This window comes from Herbaspirillum sp. B65 (assembly GCF_000333555.1).
Lineage (GTDB): Bacteria > Pseudomonadota > Gammaproteobacteria > Burkholderiales > Burkholderiaceae_D > Herbaspirillum > Herbaspirillum rubrisubalbicans.
This window is the reverse complement of sequence record NZ_BADI01000690.1, coordinates 1-16,462: the sequence shown is the minus strand read 5'-3', so window position 1 is coordinate 16,462 and position 16,462 is coordinate 1. Positions and strand designations below refer to the sequence as shown.

The following is a 16,462-nucleotide window of genomic DNA, read 5'->3' as shown; positions in this document are numbered from 1 at the left end:
TCACCGAAAACGCAAATAGTCCCCCCGGATCCACGTGTCAAACGCACCTTTGAAAATATCTATCAAATCCCCGACGTAGACGAATACATCCGAGGCAGCGATGACATCGAACCGTGTATTCGCTCCACTGAATCGTATACCAGAAAAATAGTCCGTTATACCGGTGCAATGCAAAGCATCGTAGCATTCCTTTTTCCTTGCCACTTCCAACATTTCCTGCGCGAGATCTATTCCTTCTAACCGACTGCAATGACCACTCAAATAATTTCCCATCAAGCCAGTGCCACACCCCAGATCCAATACAGCACCAAATCCGTCCAGGCGATGCGACGATAGCAGACGACTCAGTTCTTCAGGCACTTTATATTGCAATTTGAAAATCAATTCTTCTTCAAAGCTTTGCGCATAATGATTAAATAACTCACTGACGTATGAGGCTGGAGCTTGAGGTGGAGAAAATTTTTTTCCCTTCATCGCGAGAAGAAAACCAATCGTCTCGTTGCCCTGATTAAGCTCAAAGAGTCGCTGCAGTAAATCGACAGCCTCATCTTCACGATTGCTCAACAAAAGCAACTTGGCACGATTTTCAAGATGGGACTCACAAGCCGGAGAAAAGCCCACTGCCCTCTCGATAACGTTGAGGGCCTCGCTATAGTTCTTTTCTTTGACCAAAGCGAATGTCCACGCCCTATAGATGTCGTCAGTTACCAATCCCAATCAGCCATTTTCTGATATACCCTGATAGCTTCAGATAATCTCCCCATTCGCACCAATGTCATCGCCTTATTATTCCATGGATGGAAATAGTTGGGACATAAGGAAATTGATCGATCAAATGCAGCCAGAGCCTGCTCATATTTCTTGATCTCATCAAGAGCTTGACCGTAATTATTCTGATAAATATGGCTAGAGGGAGCCAGAGATATCGCACATGAAAATGCCTGGCACGCATTCTCAAAATCATTCTGATTGATCAAATAAAGCGCAAAATTATGCCATTGTTCAGCAGTTCGGTTTTCCATCATTCCTTCGCCATTCTCTACACCGTGTAACGGTGTCACTGATAGGTCGATTACGCTCTTGCCCTCAATGATATCTGCAGGCTCATTGATTCCCTGGGCCTTGGGTTGCAACCTAGAGCGATATACACGAGTTACAGTTTTGAAAGTACTGCTAATGAACTGCCTAATTCCGAAATGGATCGGCGTCACAGATGCCCATCCCGAGTACAAATAGAAAAGCCGAGTGTCTCAAAAATAGGATAAATTCCTTCAAGAAAAGCATATAAGCACAATCTAAAAATTGAATTAAGGAAAGAGATCCTTATAAAATACAACCACACCGATTTTGACAATCTGAAACTCAGGGACGAAATGAAAAGTACCAAAATTAAATTGGCCGTACTGGACAACCACACAATAGTAAGAGAAGGAATAAAACACCTTTGCGCATCAACATCAGATATCAGCACTTCATTAGCAGCAAGTATTGAAGACGGCCTTGCACATGATCTTACAAGGCACCACATCATATTGATGGATATTGCCTCTCCCTCGAAAGATGGAATTCATTTATTGAAACAGCTCAAAAATCAATATCCAGAACTGAAAATACTTATCTTCTCAATGTACTCAGAAGATCAATATGGGAGACGCTGCCTAAAAGCAGGTGCATCTGGATTTTTGAACAAAGAAGCATCATCTCAAGAGCTAATCAAAGCAATTCGCCTAGTGGCAAGTGGTAGAAAATATATAAGCACAACCTTAGCCGAAGAGCTCGCTTCCAGCATCGGCGAAGACCCTGAAGCACCTTTGCACACCAAACTATCGGATCGGGAATATCAAATCATGATCATGATCGCAGGTGGAAACAGTGTTAGCGATATTGCCTCGGAATTATCTCTGTCAGTTAAGACAATCAGCATGTTTCGTAGCCGTGCTTTGCAAAAAATGAAGCTCCGACACAATTCGGAACTCACGCACTATGTACTCTCCAACAATCTCGCTTGATAAACCATATGGTGATGCCCCCCCGATTACTACCCGACACATCATTGTCGAAGCTAACAAACATGGTGTAACTACCCACGGAATCCCGCAATATCCAAGAGCGATCGCACCGTCAAGACATCATCCCAACCCAGCAACCTTAACTTAGCCAAACGGAATCTCTCCTGACAATCGATACTCTTTTGTATAGCATCCGAGAATACAATTTGCTGACGAAGTAACTGAACAATACTGATAGCACCTTTAGCATAAGAAATCTGCGACGAAAGAAGCGCATCTTTAGCGGATTCTCGCAATTCAAAAGACAGCCTCAGGCTCTCAACCGCGGACATGGCATCCGCATATGCCTGAGCCTCTTCGATATTCTTTTTCCCCTCTTGCTCTTCCAAATGGTCAGCCACTGGATGGATAACAAGGTCCGCACCAGGCACTTCCAAACCGGTTCCACCCAGATCAATCGACGGTGTACCAGACGAAATCCTTAATGATCGAAGAGGTTCAGATAATCCTGAGGCGCTGCCAATTTGGCGATTCGTGCTCGACACTGGTGGTTGATCTGACTTACGACTTTTTATCCATTGCCTCAAGTCATCTTCAAATTTACCCAATTCATCTTTGGTTATCGGCTTCAGTTGAAGAGGCTCCGCCACCGAAATATTGAGCGCATTGCCAAATGCAGCAACGCTTTTCTCCCAATAGGTCTCCGCTTTTTGCTCGGCGAGTTCAGCTTGCACAAGCGCCATTTTTACTTGCAAGAGATCGGTTTGACCAATCGCCCCTTCTTTCTGCCTCCTATTTACGACGGTCAATAGATACTCTATCGATGCCCTATCCTGGCTTCGGGCCCTCAATTGAGACATTGCCCCCTCCGCATCGAAATAGGCGACCATGGTCTTCTCCACGCACATCTTTATCAAAGCATAGTTGCTATGCGCTTTATTCAAGAGTAGTACGCCATCACGATTTTGACTCTCAGTTTTTATCTGCCGAATCAAATCAGACTCACCCATTGATCCTTGATGCGCAAGAACACTATCCGCCAAAGTGACACCACGCACTTTATTTTTAAATTGGTTTCGAGATTCTTTCTTTAAACTCCCTTCCGCCGCCCCGCTTTCTCCAGCTTTTCCCTCCTCGACACTTAATTCCGCCATAGCGTTTCTAACCTCCGAATTGCGACATAAGGTCAGCGTCATGGCATCTGGAAGCGATAACGGGAATTCCCAGTCTGGAATACTAGAACACTGTATATCGTAGTTTCTATTAAGTGAATGCATGGCTTCACTGGCAGAGGGAGTAGTGATGAGAAGACTTTTTACCGGAGGCGAAACCTCAATAGCCCTACTAGCACTTCCAATCAACAACATGAGGAAGATTGACGAAATTTCGGAAAATGCTCGTACCAGATCTCTTCTGTTTTTCGTAAGAGATCCAGCAAACAGCTTTATGAATAACCCTTGATATAGGAGATGAAATTTCATAGAAATTAGGCTCTAAAAATACGACTTTCTACCCCGACATTTGTTTTATAAAGCCACAACTGACATCCCGACTAATCTTGGGTAGCAGGTCAGAATTTTTTAGAATATGAAGAGTTCGTGATTGCAGTTCTTGGAACGATATACCTCATCAGCAATCATATAAGAAATATATAAATACAGACTTAGTCTTACAAATAAATTCCTATTTTTCCCAATAAAACCACATAAAAACGATTTCTCATGAGAAAAAAATCAAAACTCTCTTGATGACAAGCCACATTCATGAAAGAATTAACAAAAATTTTGTAAGACAAACACCGTAGTTATTTTCAGGATATTTTCAACGTTGGATGGAGTCCAATGTTTCTCTTGTACGCATGAATATGCTGATCAATAGTCGCTATTCTTGCATCGAATTATCGATGGCAGCGACAACCTTTAAAGGAGGTGAAAAGTGGATTCAACTAGAGAAACTGATCTCTTGGTGAATGGCACTTTCTTTGCAATGTTACTTAGTGCAGTGACCCTACCCCTGACAGATTTTTTTCTCTCATCCTTAAATGCAGATGATCTTTTTAACGTACTGGGAAGTACTGCTTTTATGTTGGGCTCTATTCTTCTTCTCCCGCCACTTTACAAAATTTTACGGGGCGAGAATAAGTTAAGCATTAATGACGATATAGCAACTCTAAAGGCGACACTTATGGGACGCCTTATTGGTTTGCTACTGGGCATTGCTTTTGGAGCCCCTGCAATTCGGCTAATCGGCTAGTACGCATTCAGCAAAAGATTACAACAACTACATCAGTCGCTCTAATCCCTGCTCGGAGCGTTTCTGCATGTTCAGCAGACACCCCCCTACCCCTACTGCTGAACATTTTCCTCACTGAGTCCTAACGGGCAGTGGGGTTTTTTATTTTCGGTATAGTATGAAGGGAAATTCCTAACTTTTACTGACATTACGGGCTCACGGTCAGGCAGGATCTGAAATGGCAAGAAAATTTCCCAAAGCAAATGTACCTCGACAGCATGTGATTTCCAAAGGAAATCACGCACATCTTCTCGACTTAATCAAGCGCGGTTTTTTTGCACATCAAAAAGGTGAGCTAGACAAAGCAGGTTCAATTTACGACCAGATACTAAAAATTCAGCCGAATTACTTTGATGCGCTACAGTTAAAGGCTGCATTGAAAATACAACTCGGCCTGTTTGCAGAAGCGATAACCCTATTTGATCGGGCACTTCGAATTAATGAACGAAACTCTGCGCTCTGGTTTAATCGAGGCATGGCTTTTGAGGGGCTTAATGACGAATCTCAGGCTATAAAATGCTACGAGGCTGCGATTTCAATTTCGCCAGATTACCTTGATGCAATAAAAAGAAAAGAGGAGCTTCTAGCCAAAAGCTGACATTCGCGGAATTCTGAAGCCCCTCCCTCCCGCCATTATCTTGCATCAGTATCTACCGGCACTTCGGGTAGCTCTGACTGAACACAAAGACATATCTCAGCGGTGTTACACGTTTCCGAGTTCCTTTTAAGACAAACGCGTAGCGTCCGCTCCAATGTGCGCGGATGCACTTCGAGCTGAGTTGCTATCTTAGGGATAGACCACCCCTGCTCAAGAAGCGCAACAGCCTCTTCGCACTGAATTTGAGACAACTTAGGGCGGCGCCCCAATTTCTTACCCACCGCTCTTGCTGCTGCTAGCCCCGCTCTAGTTCGCTCGCTGATTAGCGATCTTTCAAATTCCGCCAACGCACCCATGACATGAAAAATGAGTCGTCCTCCAGCAGAGGTGGTGTCCATACTTTCGGTTATTGAGTAGAACCCCACCTGCCTCTCACCAAGTTCATCAAGAAGCTGGGTTAGATGGGACAAGGATCTTCCCAATCTATCCAATCGCCATACAACCAACACACCACCTGGTTTTAAACTCTCGATCGCCGCATCAAGACCCGGGCGTGAAAAACTTAGCCCTGATATCCCGTGGTCTTCGTAAATCCGCGAGCACCCTTTAGCGCGAAGAGCCTGCGTCTGCAATTCCAAGTTCTGCTCCTCTGTTGACACTCTCGCATACCCCACCATCACGACCAACCTCCCCGACCACGGATAAATTCACGAAATTAAATTAACTAGAATCCAAAAAGCTCCTTGCTTCAGCCGCAGAAACACTCAGACATTCTTCGCCACTCCAAATGGAGTGTGTTCCGCTAGGCGATAAATAATGAGAGGCAATTAAAGCGATTGCGGCTGGTTCGCGACAGTCACATCAGATATCGCCCACATGGGAAAACGATGATTTTCTCAGCCTAGAGTGGCTCTTATAACGTTTGCTGACAGATGATGACTTCATCAGTGCCTGCGAATGACTCGTACTCTCTGGAGCATCGGTAGCTCAAATGAGCCTTCAAGCGGATATTGCACCACAACGCAAATACAGCCCAATAATTACAGAAAGCAACAGTTAATTTCCCCCCTTTCTTTGACGCTCCTCCCTACTTAAGCCGCCAGCGTGAGGCCAAAAACCTTTGAGTCAATTGATATCTAACATCTGACTTAATTACACCATGAAAGAAATATTGCATTAATGTCATCATTGTGAGCATTTTATTAAAAAAAAGAAGGGGGAAAAGTGAAATTCAATTTCTCAAATATGAAAATTTCTGTTGATGCCCTCTATAAACAAAAACCCCCTCTCATCACATTTCGGTGAAATTGGATTGTTTGTTGAAATAGTGCGATCGGGAAACTTTAGTCGTGCGGCAACACTTCTCGACATGCCTGTTTCGACTCTTTCAAGACGTATAGCGACAATGGAAAAGCAACTGGGGTTCACGCTCTTCGTCAGGGACACTCGCCGACTCACGCTTACACCTTCGGCAAAGAGATTTTTTGATCAATGCCACCCCATGCTGGAACAGACACAGGCAGCCTACGAAGCGCTAATTCAATCTAATAGAGGAGTGACGGGCGAGTTACGAATTAGTATTCCGACTGGTCTGGATCATCAATTCTTTGCCAGAGCACTTAAAGATTTCTCTGATCAATACCCGCAAATATCTCTTCTTATTAATGTATCGCCGATTTTCCCGGATATGTTCCTTAACCCAGTTGACGTCGCATTATGGTTGGGACCTATCGTGGGAAAAAATCAGCTAGCGAGTTATGTTGGCGCGATAAGCCAAGGTCTTTTCGCATCGAGACGATATCTACAACTCAAGGGGAATCCCACAACGCCAGCGGATCTGTTAGCCCATCGATGCTTGAACGTAACAAGTGAAACTCTACCTATAGAGTCGTGCTTTCCAAGTACAAAGTGCTCAAAATCTGAACTACGAATAGGAAGTCCATTAACATCTTCCAGCCCGCGAATGCTTGCAAAGCTAGTTGAACAAGACTTAGGAATCGCCATTCTTCCGAAGAATATGGTGGTAGGAACAGAGTTTTCACATACGCTTGAACAGATCTTGCCCGGCTTCAAATTGCCAAGTCAGCCCTTGTATGCATTGACGGCACCCAAATATCAATCGGACTTATCCAGAGCTTTTATCAGGTTTCTTACAGAAGAATGGGTGAATAGGGTCGATTAATTTTCAATGGCAACCTATACGAGATTTTTGCGGAAGCCATCCCGGCTGCATCAACTTAAGGGCGCCACCCCAGCATATCCATCAATGAGCCGCACGACTTTGCACTCAAGGCTTCCATACCACCTCATTATCCACTGCATATAGCCGACAGTTAGTGGTCAGCCTGGAGCAACCTTGTAGCGCTTTCGTAAGAGGGTCGAATCCATCATATCCCGTCGCAGCCGCCGTCTCCCAAATAGCAAATGCGCGTGGAAAAAGATGGCCCAGGAAGCTCCGGTAAAGCATTCTTTCTCCGTCGCTTTTTAAATTAGGAACCTTGTCAATATCATTGATATCAGCGTAGTTACTCGATGGAGGAATCGGCTCAGGCATGTACTCAGGGAAGAGCTCCGTTCCGGGTAAGCCGATACGTTTTAGAAAATCATCCAACTTAGGGACCCAGATTCGCAAACCGCTCCAAGAACCGGTTAAGTTATGCGCGTCATTCATGAATGATCCAATAGCCACCAACTCAGCTCGCGGATTACCTGCTCGGTAACGCGAAAACATTTCACGCCAGGTCGTCACCGGGAAGAGCGAGTCATTGTCTCCAAAAAACCAAATTGCCGGCATCACCGTAACCTGGCCAAACCTATCTGCCCCCTTCATCAATGCCAGATCTGAGATAGGACAATGCGCTTGGTGAACGCCGCCAGAAAAACTCACCAGTCCTTTCACGTTAGGCACCCCCATATTTCCAAGCGCCAACGTATTCCATCCACCGTAACTCTGCCCCGCTACGACAATACGAGAGCCATCAATAAATGGCTGACGAATCATGAATTCGATAACGGCACGTATGTCTTTCGCGGCCTCCAATCCCAACGACGCCAAGTCGCAGCCATGTTGATGCAAACTTCCTTGCGAGCCGGCATATCCGCGCATCATAGGTTGCACGACCGCGTAACCCCTAGACATGAAATAAACCGCAGGCCAGGTTAGGTGACTCCTGGGCTGCTGACTAGGTGGCCGACTCCCGTCAGCCCCGTGATTAAAAACTGCTAAAGGGAAAGGCCCCGCTCCCGTGGGCATCGAGACTGTCACTTGCAGATGGATGGTGCCGAAAAGGTTTTCTTCCACCGGAACCTGAATAATAGATTCGTTAGGTAACGCCCCATCCGACCGACTGAGCGAATCGTAAACATCTTCCGCCCGACAGCAACATGACATGGCTATCAATGCCATCAGGAGCCGCAGTATCAAAAACATCCAATAATCCCGTGGCTCCATAGAATTCCAAAACCTCACATCAGTAAAGACAATGGCCAGATAGTATTAAAAGGCTGCAACTATCCATATCAAGCCGCTAGTGCTTTAGTCAGAATCTGAAAACGCTCCGAAACTTTCCCTCGGCAAAAGAAAATAAAATATTGACAAACAAAAAACCCATAGATAACTTACGCAATATTGTAAGACAAATACTTACAATAGTAGGCGAATAATGGAAGAGTAAAGGATAACAATCCCATCATTCAACAGTCGCCCGCAAAGGCAAACGCTACGTATTGAGAAAGTACCCTCAGTTTTTATATCGATTAGTACCTTACTGCCAAAGTACTCAATTAAGGCGGAGACACCAAAGATAGCTATCTGCTTGAATAACGTGTTCCTCAGCGTCGAAACTCTACTGCATCCCTGCAAAAAACTATCTATGGAAAGCAATTCATTAACTAAAAATGAATTCATTTCAAACGCACTCCAAGCTCATGAACAATTAAATTTTCAAAAGGCGATTTTATTTTGTTTTCGCTATCTCACGATCGATACTAACGATATCGATACATTGCGATTACTTGGAGGTATTGCACTCGATGCCGGAGAATTAGGACTCGCACAGTTTAGTCTCGAACACGCACTGCAACTAGGCGGAGCACATTCAGGCACTTTGTACAACCTCGCCCTTTTTTGGCAACGAAAAAACTGCAATGACACGGCCATTGAATTTCTAGAGAAGGCCATTACGATTGATCCATTGAATAGGGATATCTTGGCCAATCTACGTCAGAGTCTTCACGCCAGATCTGTACTCCGGCTCTCTGGCATTGCATTTGACGCTGCATACCAAGACTTGATGCGTTTGCTTGAACTTGACCCTAGAGATCATCAGGCTTTGTATAATCTAGGGGCCCTGCACCTCGCAACCAATCAGGCAGACAAGGCAGTTTCATTTTTTGAAAAGGCTATAGAAGAGACTACGACTCCATTGCCCTATATGAGTAATTTATTGCACGCTCGAATGCGCGCATGTGCTTGGAGTGGACTAGATAAGATTATTAATGACATCGAACTTAATCTCGATGCGGGCATGCCTAGCAGCACGCCAATGCACTATTTATCTGTTACGGACGATCCAATACGTCAAAAGAAATTAGCGCATCTCTGGGCGCCCGTTTCCCCCACCATCACTTGGCACCCTGAAAGTCCTTCGGAAGGTAAGCGAATTCGTGTGGGTTATTTTTCGCATGATTTCAGAATACATCCCGTATCAATCATGCTAGCGGGTCTCTTTGAGCAGCATGACCGTGGCGCCTTCGAATCATTTGCGTTCGCCACACATCCAGGCCATGATTTCTATCGAAAACGGATTGAAAATTCAGTAGAACATTTTCTTGATGTATCCAGCCTTGACGACGACGAGCTCGTGATACTCGCACGTCGCCACCAATTAGATGTTGCCATTGACATCACCGGATTAACTCAGGGAGGTCGTAGTACAGCCTTCGCGCAGCGTATGGCGCCTATACAGATGCAATACCTAGGCTATCCAGGCACCAGCAGTATTCCCAATATGGATTACATCATTGTTGATCAGTACATCAGTCAAGGAACAGCTAGAGATAACTATTCCGAATACTTAGCACTACTTCCTAAAACATTCCAAATTAGTGATGATTTGCGCCCATCTCCGGCATTAGATGTGAGTCGATCAAGTCTAGGAATTCCCGAAGATGGAATGTTATTCGGTTGCTTATGCAACACATACAAATTTAATCCACGTCTATTTGATATTTGGATGGATATACTTGGCGCCACGCCAAGTAGCATGTTACTTTTATATGCGCCAACACAAGCTGCCGAAGACAACTTAAAGACTCAAGCTGCCCAACGAAATGTGGAGCCTTCGAGACTGTACTTTTCTGGCAGAGTTGATCTACCCGTTTATTTTGCTCGACTGGGAATTATCGACTTATTCCTTGACACCTATCCTTACAATGGCGGAACTACAGCCAACGATGCACTTTGGATGGGAGTCCCCCTACTGACATGCTCGGGCAAATCCTTTGCTAGCCGAATGGCTGGTAGCTTGCTTCATGCCGTAGGTCTCGATGAGATGATTACAAATTCTCTGGCAGAGTATCGCGACCGTGCGATTCAACTCGCGAATGCGTCAGATGAGTTACAAGAGATACGCGAAACTTTGAAGCAACATCGGCTTTGCACTAACGGCATATTCTCTACTTCACATGGCGTCCGAATGCTGGAATCGATTTTGAATCTGGCAGTGAATCGGCACAGGTCAGGTTCTCCTTTATCCGATATAGGTATCGACTAATGTTTCGCAAATTTGGCGGGAAGATAGTATTTCTTCGTAGGACAAACTCCGTAACACTAGCATCCTCTGCTCTTGATTTGATCAGAGGGGAATTCAACTCATAATTAAATCTCACAAGTTCTAATTCACACGCTGTGCTTGACCATCTTATTCGTTGTAACATCCGACGCCAGGTCTGAACTTGGAGAGTAGGGTGCGTTTTTTTGAACGGTAACCCGGAGGTGCACTCATGGCGGATCTGCATGCGGAGGATTGACCGCGCTGGCCAGTTCAAACGGGACTACAAGCGAGAAGCCAAGGGACAGTATAGGGCAACGCTCGATGCCGACCTCATGGCAGTCCTAAAAGCGCTTGCAACAGATCAATCGCTTGCTGAGCGCTATCATGACCACTCCCTTGCTGACGAATCTATTCTCGATTATTCAAGTGAAAAAAACCGCGAAGCGCTAGTCAAGAGCGAATTCCACCTGCTAGACGACCCTAGCGCAGATTCGGGCGACTATTTGCGAAACTATGCAATCTATTGAACCGCCAAGTTGATATTTATGATGATGCGATCCTTATTCTCAACGGCGGGCGACTTTCCTCTGCATGTATTGTCTGCCGGGGCATGATCGAGACGTATGCCATCGCAAAGATTATCGGAGAAAAAATATTTAAGATATTGTCGGAAAAAAGACGGCGCGGAAAGCCTCGACGAATGTGACAAAGTCCTTTTGAATTTCATCAAGTTCAGGCAAGACCGCTGATAAACTTTTTGCGTAGTAGGATGATGCTGTCTGTAGCGGGTGCCGAAAAGGGCACAAAATATTATGCGGCGCGCTTGATACGGGAGAAGGCAAATGGACATGCACGAAAATATCGACCTCTCAATTGCCCTGCGGAAATTACATCGATTGCAACTCGAGGAGGGCGATCTGGGAGCCGCCTATTGGCTGTCAATCGCGGACCTCCTAAAAGCCTCAGGCGAATACCGCGACCGCGCAATTGCGGCGGAAAAAAAACTTCGGGAAATTCGTCTCATTTGCGGCTAGGCAAGAAAGATGATTACAAGCACACACACCCAGAGAAGCGGCTGCATGAGCGCCAATAGGTATTCAAACGCTTACTCGAAAAACCTTGCTTAGATGAACCTCAAAACGGTAGATCGCGGGTTCGGCTGCTGAGTTTCTGAGCGATTAGCGACTCCAGATAATTAGTTGGCGAAACGACTTAGAGGCTGTTGCAAATTAATTTCGGAGCTATTAAATCTCCCGACTTGATGTTACCCACGACGCCTTCCTGTCATTGGTGTGTGCCTTGTTTGCTGGCCCCGGTTAAATCAACGTTCAAATTAATTACGCAACAGCCTCTAAACCGGCTGTTCAGCAACTGATTTGTTGCACCCGCTCTAAGATGAGACTAACCGTTGCTGAAAATTTCCCAGTTCCATTCCGCGCAGCGAGTCGATCAATGAATGTAAAGTTATCTAGGCTCAATGGAATCGAAATAGCTACATCTCTCGCCATGCCTTCCGTAGGTGAAACATCCACAGCAAGCAATCCTGTCCGTGCCACGTGATCCCGGTATTGATTGCAGACCATCTCCATTGCGCCCCCCAATCCGGGCTTGAGATTTTTGTCTACCTTTCTGATATTTTCGTCCACCTTTCTCAGAAAATTCGCAGCCTCCCAGGTTACCGCAGTCGGGCAAAGAATGACCCCGTGCTCACGGCGCGCTTGCGAAAATGGGAAGAACGTTGCTAATTTATTCAACGACACCTCGTCGACCTTCTTGAAAAATTCTTCAACGCCCCCCGCAAATCTACGAATTCTCATCAGATGCTCGATCGGTGACAAAACTTTACTCGTTCTCATTTTTCCTAATCTTTTGTAATTCCCCCGCCACGGCGTTGCGTACGCTTCGCGCAGCTCATCGGACATACTGTTGATCTCAGTCTCAAATGCGACGTCCAAAGACTTCGGCCAACTAACATTCCAGAGACTTTTTCCTTTGTCGTTACTTTTCTTACGTTTTTCGCATTCTCTCAGCGAAAAATCAGGCTTCCCATCACATTCAAAATTCCACTGCTCAAAAGAGTACATAGCGTGAATCTTCTCGACCGGGCTGGTAAACCCACGATTGAGATGAAGCAATTTTCTCGACTCAGCAGCCAACCAAAGAAGCTCTTCTGAGACCCTCTGTACGCATTTCTCGCGCGGCAACTGAAAATCCGGGATAACCAAGTTATCGGTATCAATGTCCACCGTACGTAATGGTGTCCGATGTTCCCAGCACACAAAGACGCAAGGTAGCTGATGAGATCTCAGCAGCACCGCTCTTCCGTACGTTTTAAATGCCGCACTCATACAAGTAACGCAATACCGAAAGCTCGTTCCGCTCAATTGCGGCAGACACCGTCTTCGATCAGAATTGGAGCCGTAAGTGAAAGCTGCTTCCTTAAACAGATTTTGCTGCTGAATTTGCACCAGAAACGGCCGATAGTATGGCAACAAAGTCAGAATATTGAGAGTGTCAGGTCTAAACTGATCAAGGTCGATCACCGTCCCAATTAACGCACGCAGTACGTTAGGAAAAAGCTGCGTCGAGAACCCAGGATAGCTACGTGAATCCGCGCACAATCCGGCGCTAGTCACTGTAGCTTTCAAGAAATCCTGTGGCTCATTCCAACCTGATTTCTGATACAACCCGGCGATATAAGAATAATAGTGCTCGTCTGGAGCGAGCTGTTGATGAAACGTAATCACGTGGCCCTACGAATATGGTTACTTCTAAAAATCTGACCTTTCTTGCCGAAAGGGCTTCCGACGAGACGCTGTACAGCCAATGCGCGAGATTTCACTCGCGCTCCGGCTACGAAACGCCAAATTTGACAGGTCAGCTACTATTTAATGATTCTCAAGCTGGGAGATACGCGCAGCTTCCATTCGGATTGAGTCACTTTATTACTTGCAATTTTTCATCGCTCTCTCCTCTTCAACTACTTCGGCAACAAACCATCTCCAATCTCTACCTCGCTTTCATGCCAGAAAGAGAAATTGTCGAATTCACGAGTGGCCGGGTGGCGCATCGAATATCTGTACTAGATACAAAGCGCGGACTATTTGGCCATAAAGATTTTCTCTGTCATCCCCTTAAATTCTGTCCGGATTGCATAGCGCTGGACATTCGCGAAAAAGGATTCTCGTATTGGCACCTGGCTCACCAGATTCCTGGCATATGGATTTGCGCACGCCATGGCACTCTCCTAGTGAAACGTATCCGAACTTCTGCAGAGCGTGACAATTGGCTTAGGCCACCGACTTCCTATCCACCGCAAAGTCGTGATCATCCGTTACTCGCCAAAGAAACTAAATCTCTACTTCTGCGGCTGGCAGCAGCTATTCAATGGATTTCCGAGCAGCGTGGTCTCACCGCTGACCGGCTAAGAATGATGCTGATGCAAAACCACGAAACTTCTGATGATCTGCGCTTCCAACAACTACTTTCCTCAGCTCACACCTACTTTTATGACGGCCTAAAGATCCTAGGCATCGACGAACTAGATGCGCTCGGTCTCTTTACTCGACGGTGGTATTCTCAGCATGAACCGCCCGTTCTTCATCCGGTGCAGTGGGCAGCCGCGATTGCATACTGCGTACCTCGCGACACCTGGGACGAGGCGCTGATACACACCTACGAAGATTCTTCGGGAGAACTCTTCAATAGCGCCGAAGTGAGCCCCTCGAAAGAACTTAATGCCGACGATCAACTTAACATTGCGATTTTGGCGATGACACTCAACATTTCACAAACTGCGCCGATGTTGCGTGAGTCATATCAGCGCAATTTATTCATGCTTTCTGGATCGCCTGGCGCAATGGCATTACACGCAAATGCAGTGAGAGAGGGCAAACGTCTTCGCTACCGCTATTTGGCAATGCAAGCCCTTTTCACCGATACTCCAACCCTCTCCCTCAGAGAAACCAAAGAAGCCATCGCTTGGATAGTGGAGCACGATGGTGAGTGGCTTGCTTTGAGTAAATCGGATGTGCACAAAGTCATGCGGCAACTCACGCTCTTTCCCTCACCCTAGTTCTAAGGCCCCAAAGCACCGGAGAAGAAGTTCCTATTGATCTGGTCAAGTGATGCGATATCCTCAAAGTCCCTAATGGCATCTACATCCTTCCTTCTCAACGCACTTAGGGCTGAGTGAAGTGGCTTTATCCGGGCATATGCATGATCTATTAGTTCCTTCGTCATGAAATCAGCCTCCTCACGCAGGCCCCACATTTGAGCTTGCAAAAATAAGTTCACAGCCACAGCCGTTATCCCTTGAGATCGATCGAAAAGATATAGCTTCATATCTTCCAATGCGTCCTCACTTACCGGCAGCAGCGAGAATTTGAAGAGCGCATTCGCCAGGTTAGCGAACCCATCTCCCTTAACATATTCGGGAGGCAGTTCAAATTCGACCGATCCGGCAGCGATAACGCGTCTAGAAACCTCGAACGAGCCACGCAACATCTTCATCAATTTCCCGGTCCCTGACAGAATCATCGGCACACCAACCACGTCCGATAATTGCATGATGAAGCTTATCAACGCGGCCTTATTGGCCCCCGTTCCATCGGCAATACGGTGCAAATCATCAATATGCAATATCCCCAAATGATGTGTGGCCAAGACTTGGGCTACTCGACTAATCAGAACATCATTTGTCCTATGCTTTTTGTCGTATTGCTTTGCATAACCGGTGTCTACAGGCAGACCCAATGCCTCATCGACCGCTGCAAAAATGCTATGACACAAGCCGCTAATTGACGCATTGAGGGGAGCAAATACCGAAAGCCAGACCAACTGCTTTTGATGGTAAGGCTGCCCCATATAGTTGCTGTGCTCGATCACTTGGTCATTCAGAGCCAAGACACGATTAATTGCAGATGACTTCCCCATTCCACTAGCACCAGTAACCAAGATAGATCTGATATCGGGAAGACGCTTACCAAGCGCACTAAGCGGTTCTTTTCCTTCTTTCACTGCCTTGGCGATCCGTCTTTGATCATCAGAAACTGCTGCCAACACCTTGGCTTGCACAGAATCAAGATAGCGCTGCCCCTCTGCCGAAAAGGGATTGTGCCGCTCCAAGGATCGCTTCATCTGCATATCAACCATCGCGTAGAGTTCTAGAGTTTTTATGTCTGGAACATACATATCTGAGATTGCGGCAACACTGTGAACACGGATGTGTGGAGGCAACAATCGCTCCTTATCCAGCGATATTGCAGGCCTCCTTGCAAGGACCCCTGCCGCATCCTTATTAGTCAGCGTTGGTCTAAGCGCTTCGATTAGGGGATTCCCGAGTTGGTCCGGATGGACATCTTTCGATTGATAACAGGCTATGCTCATGATTACCATGTCTCCAGAACATCAGCCACGTCATGATTAACGTCGTGCTTTTCAGCCTTCTCATCTGAAGTAGCTACGGCGTCCCCAACGCCAGCGTTGACTGCTGGCGTATCAACGGCATGGGCTCCATCTCCATCAGGTGCTTGACCGGTTTTTTCGTATTCGGCTTCAGCCGCACGCGTCTTATGAATGTCCTTCTTGCGAGCTGCCTTGGACGTAGATTTTTCACTGACGCAGGAATAAGTAGCCGCCTTCGCAGAACCCTCCAATTCAACTTGTAACGCTTTCACCTCGTCAATTAATCCAGTATTTTTGAAGGCGGCCATGTCATCAGAAAATCGCTTCTCTGCATTCAAATCTTCAACATCCTCTTTGGTTATGGATAAGCGCTTCTGGAGCGT

At 46.1% G+C, this 16,462-nt stretch carries 16 protein-coding genes; 8 read left to right on the top strand and 8 right to left on the bottom strand.

Annotated features, from left to right (window positions below; translation table 11 throughout):
- A complete protein-coding gene (locus I5W_RS16490; RefSeq protein ID WP_148289127.1) occupies nucleotides 1-672 on the bottom strand; it encodes a methyltransferase domain-containing protein in 672 nt (223 codons plus the stop codon).
- A 32-nt stretch (nucleotides 673-704) separates the two neighbouring features.
- The gene (locus I5W_RS31390; protein WP_148289126.1) at nucleotides 705-1,133 is read right to left on the bottom strand and encodes a tetratricopeptide repeat protein; all 429 of its coding nucleotides are present in this window, start codon (nucleotides 1,131-1,133) and stop codon (nucleotides 705-707) included.
- Nucleotides 1,134-1,373: 240 nt separating this feature from the next.
- Between I5W_RS31390 and I5W_RS30005 the strand changes: the two genes are divergently transcribed.
- Complete coding sequence (locus I5W_RS30005) at nucleotides 1,374-2,009, top strand: response regulator (protein ID WP_017455474.1); 636 nt, start codon at nucleotides 1,374-1,376, stop codon at nucleotides 2,007-2,009.
- 71 nt (nucleotides 2,010-2,080) lie between these two features.
- Here the strand turns inward: I5W_RS30005 and I5W_RS16485 are convergent, their stop codons facing one another.
- Entirely contained in the window at nucleotides 2,081-3,490 is a 1,410-nt protein-coding gene (locus I5W_RS16485; RefSeq protein WP_148289125.1) for a TolC family protein, read from the bottom strand.
- A 454-nt stretch (nucleotides 3,491-3,944) separates the two neighbouring features.
- Here I5W_RS16485 and I5W_RS31385 point away from each other — a divergent pair, with 454 nt between their 5' ends.
- Both I5W_RS31385 and I5W_RS16480 read left to right on the top strand, forming a co-directional pair.
- Nucleotides 3,945-4,262 (top strand): hypothetical protein, encoded by a 318-nt coding sequence (locus tag I5W_RS31385; RefSeq protein ID WP_146744649.1) that lies wholly within the window; start codon nucleotides 3,945-3,947, stop codon nucleotides 4,260-4,262.
- A 217-nt stretch (nucleotides 4,263-4,479) separates the two neighbouring features.
- Complete coding sequence (locus tag I5W_RS16480; RefSeq protein ID WP_081584732.1) at nucleotides 4,480-4,899, top strand: tetratricopeptide repeat protein; 420 nt, start codon at nucleotides 4,480-4,482, stop codon at nucleotides 4,897-4,899.
- A 35-nt stretch (nucleotides 4,900-4,934) separates the two neighbouring features.
- Here I5W_RS16480 and I5W_RS30000 read toward each other — a convergent pair whose 3' ends face one another.
- Nucleotides 4,935-5,579, bottom strand: a complete 645-nt coding sequence (locus tag I5W_RS30000; protein ID WP_017455471.1) for a recombinase family protein — start codon at nucleotides 5,577-5,579, stop codon at nucleotides 4,935-4,937.
- Nucleotides 5,580-6,160: 581 nt separating this feature from the next.
- Between I5W_RS30000 and I5W_RS29995 the strand changes: the two genes are divergently transcribed.
- A complete protein-coding gene (locus I5W_RS29995) occupies nucleotides 6,161-7,081 on the top strand; it encodes a LysR family transcriptional regulator (protein WP_081584730.1) in 921 nt (306 codons plus the stop codon).
- Nucleotides 7,082-7,186: 105 nt separating this feature from the next.
- Here the strand turns inward: I5W_RS29995 and I5W_RS16470 are convergent, their stop codons facing one another.
- The gene (locus tag I5W_RS16470) at nucleotides 7,187-8,290 is read right to left on the bottom strand and encodes an alpha/beta hydrolase family protein (protein ID WP_256380787.1); all 1,104 of its coding nucleotides are present in this window, start codon (nucleotides 8,288-8,290) and stop codon (nucleotides 7,187-7,189) included.
- A gap of 433 nt (nucleotides 8,291-8,723) precedes the next feature.
- Here I5W_RS16470 and I5W_RS29990 point away from each other — a divergent pair, with 433 nt between their 5' ends.
- The 3 genes from I5W_RS29990 to I5W_RS16460 all read left to right on the top strand — a co-directional run bounded on the left by I5W_RS29990 (nucleotide 8,724) and on the right by I5W_RS16460 (nucleotide 11,707).
- Complete coding sequence (locus I5W_RS29990; protein ID WP_148289124.1) at nucleotides 8,724-10,673, top strand: O-linked N-acetylglucosamine transferase, SPINDLY family protein; 1,950 nt, start codon at nucleotides 8,724-8,726, stop codon at nucleotides 10,671-10,673.
- A 242-nt stretch (nucleotides 10,674-10,915) separates the two neighbouring features.
- Nucleotides 10,916-11,200, top strand: a complete 285-nt coding sequence (locus I5W_RS16465; RefSeq protein WP_017455468.1) for a type II toxin-antitoxin system YafQ family toxin — start codon at nucleotides 10,916-10,918, stop codon at nucleotides 11,198-11,200.
- Between the two features lie 315 nt (nucleotides 11,201-11,515).
- Complete coding sequence (locus I5W_RS16460; protein WP_017455467.1) at nucleotides 11,516-11,707, top strand: hypothetical protein; 192 nt, start codon at nucleotides 11,516-11,518, stop codon at nucleotides 11,705-11,707.
- Nucleotides 11,708-12,037: 330 nt separating this feature from the next.
- On the opposite strand, the gene I5W_RS29985 is transcribed toward I5W_RS16460, so the two are convergent.
- On the bottom strand, nucleotides 12,038-13,420 hold the full coding sequence (locus tag I5W_RS29985) for a TniQ family protein (RefSeq protein ID WP_081584726.1): 1,383 nt from the start codon (nucleotides 13,418-13,420) through the stop codon (nucleotides 12,038-12,040).
- A 14-nt stretch (nucleotides 13,421-13,434) separates the two neighbouring features.
- Here I5W_RS29985 and I5W_RS29980 point away from each other — a divergent pair, with 14 nt between their 5' ends.
- The gene (locus tag I5W_RS29980) at nucleotides 13,435-14,748 is read left to right on the top strand and encodes a TniQ family protein (RefSeq protein ID WP_081584724.1); all 1,314 of its coding nucleotides are present in this window, start codon (nucleotides 13,435-13,437) and stop codon (nucleotides 14,746-14,748) included.
- Nucleotides 14,749-14,750: 2 nt separating this feature from the next.
- On the opposite strand, the gene I5W_RS16445 is transcribed toward I5W_RS29980, so the two are convergent.
- Nucleotides 14,751-16,061, bottom strand: a complete 1,311-nt coding sequence (locus I5W_RS16445) for an ATP-binding protein (RefSeq protein ID WP_034358720.1) — start codon at nucleotides 16,059-16,061, stop codon at nucleotides 14,751-14,753.
- Nucleotides 16,062-16,063: 2 nt separating this feature from the next.
- Nucleotides 16,064-16,462 (bottom strand): hypothetical protein (locus tag I5W_RS32100; protein ID WP_044530033.1); only part of this gene is annotated, 399 nt, incomplete at its 5' end.

What these genes read in the sequence shown, in the direction of transcription:
- I5W_RS30005 (WP_017455474.1), top strand. Translation starts at nt 1,374, where the DNA reads ATGAAAAGTACCAAAATTAAATTGGCCGTACTGGACAACCACACAATA.
- I5W_RS16485 (WP_148289125.1), bottom strand. Translation starts at nt 3,490, where the DNA reads ATGAAATTTCATCTCCTATATCAAGGGTTATTCATAAAGCTGTTTGCT.
- I5W_RS16480 (WP_081584732.1), top strand. Translation starts at nt 4,480, where the DNA reads ATGGCAAGAAAATTTCCCAAAGCAAATGTACCTCGACAGCATGTGATT.
- I5W_RS29995 (WP_081584730.1), top strand. Translation starts at nt 6,161, where the DNA reads ATGCCCTCTATAAACAAAAACCCCCTCTCATCACATTTCGGTGAAATT.
- I5W_RS16470 (WP_256380787.1), bottom strand. Translation starts at nt 8,290, where the DNA reads ATGTCATGTTGCTGTCGGGCGGAAGATGTTTACGATTCGCTCAGTCGG.
- I5W_RS16465 (WP_017455468.1), top strand. Translation starts at nt 10,916, where the DNA reads ATGCGGAGGATTGACCGCGCTGGCCAGTTCAAACGGGACTACAAGCGA.
- I5W_RS16460 (WP_017455467.1), top strand. Translation starts at nt 11,516, where the DNA reads ATGGACATGCACGAAAATATCGACCTCTCAATTGCCCTGCGGAAATTA.
- I5W_RS29980 (WP_081584724.1), top strand. Translation starts at nt 13,435, where the DNA reads ATGGTTACTTCTAAAAATCTGACCTTTCTTGCCGAAAGGGCTTCCGAC.
- I5W_RS16445 (WP_034358720.1), bottom strand. Translation starts at nt 16,061, where the DNA reads ATGAGCATAGCCTGTTATCAATCGAAAGATGTCCATCCGGACCAACTC.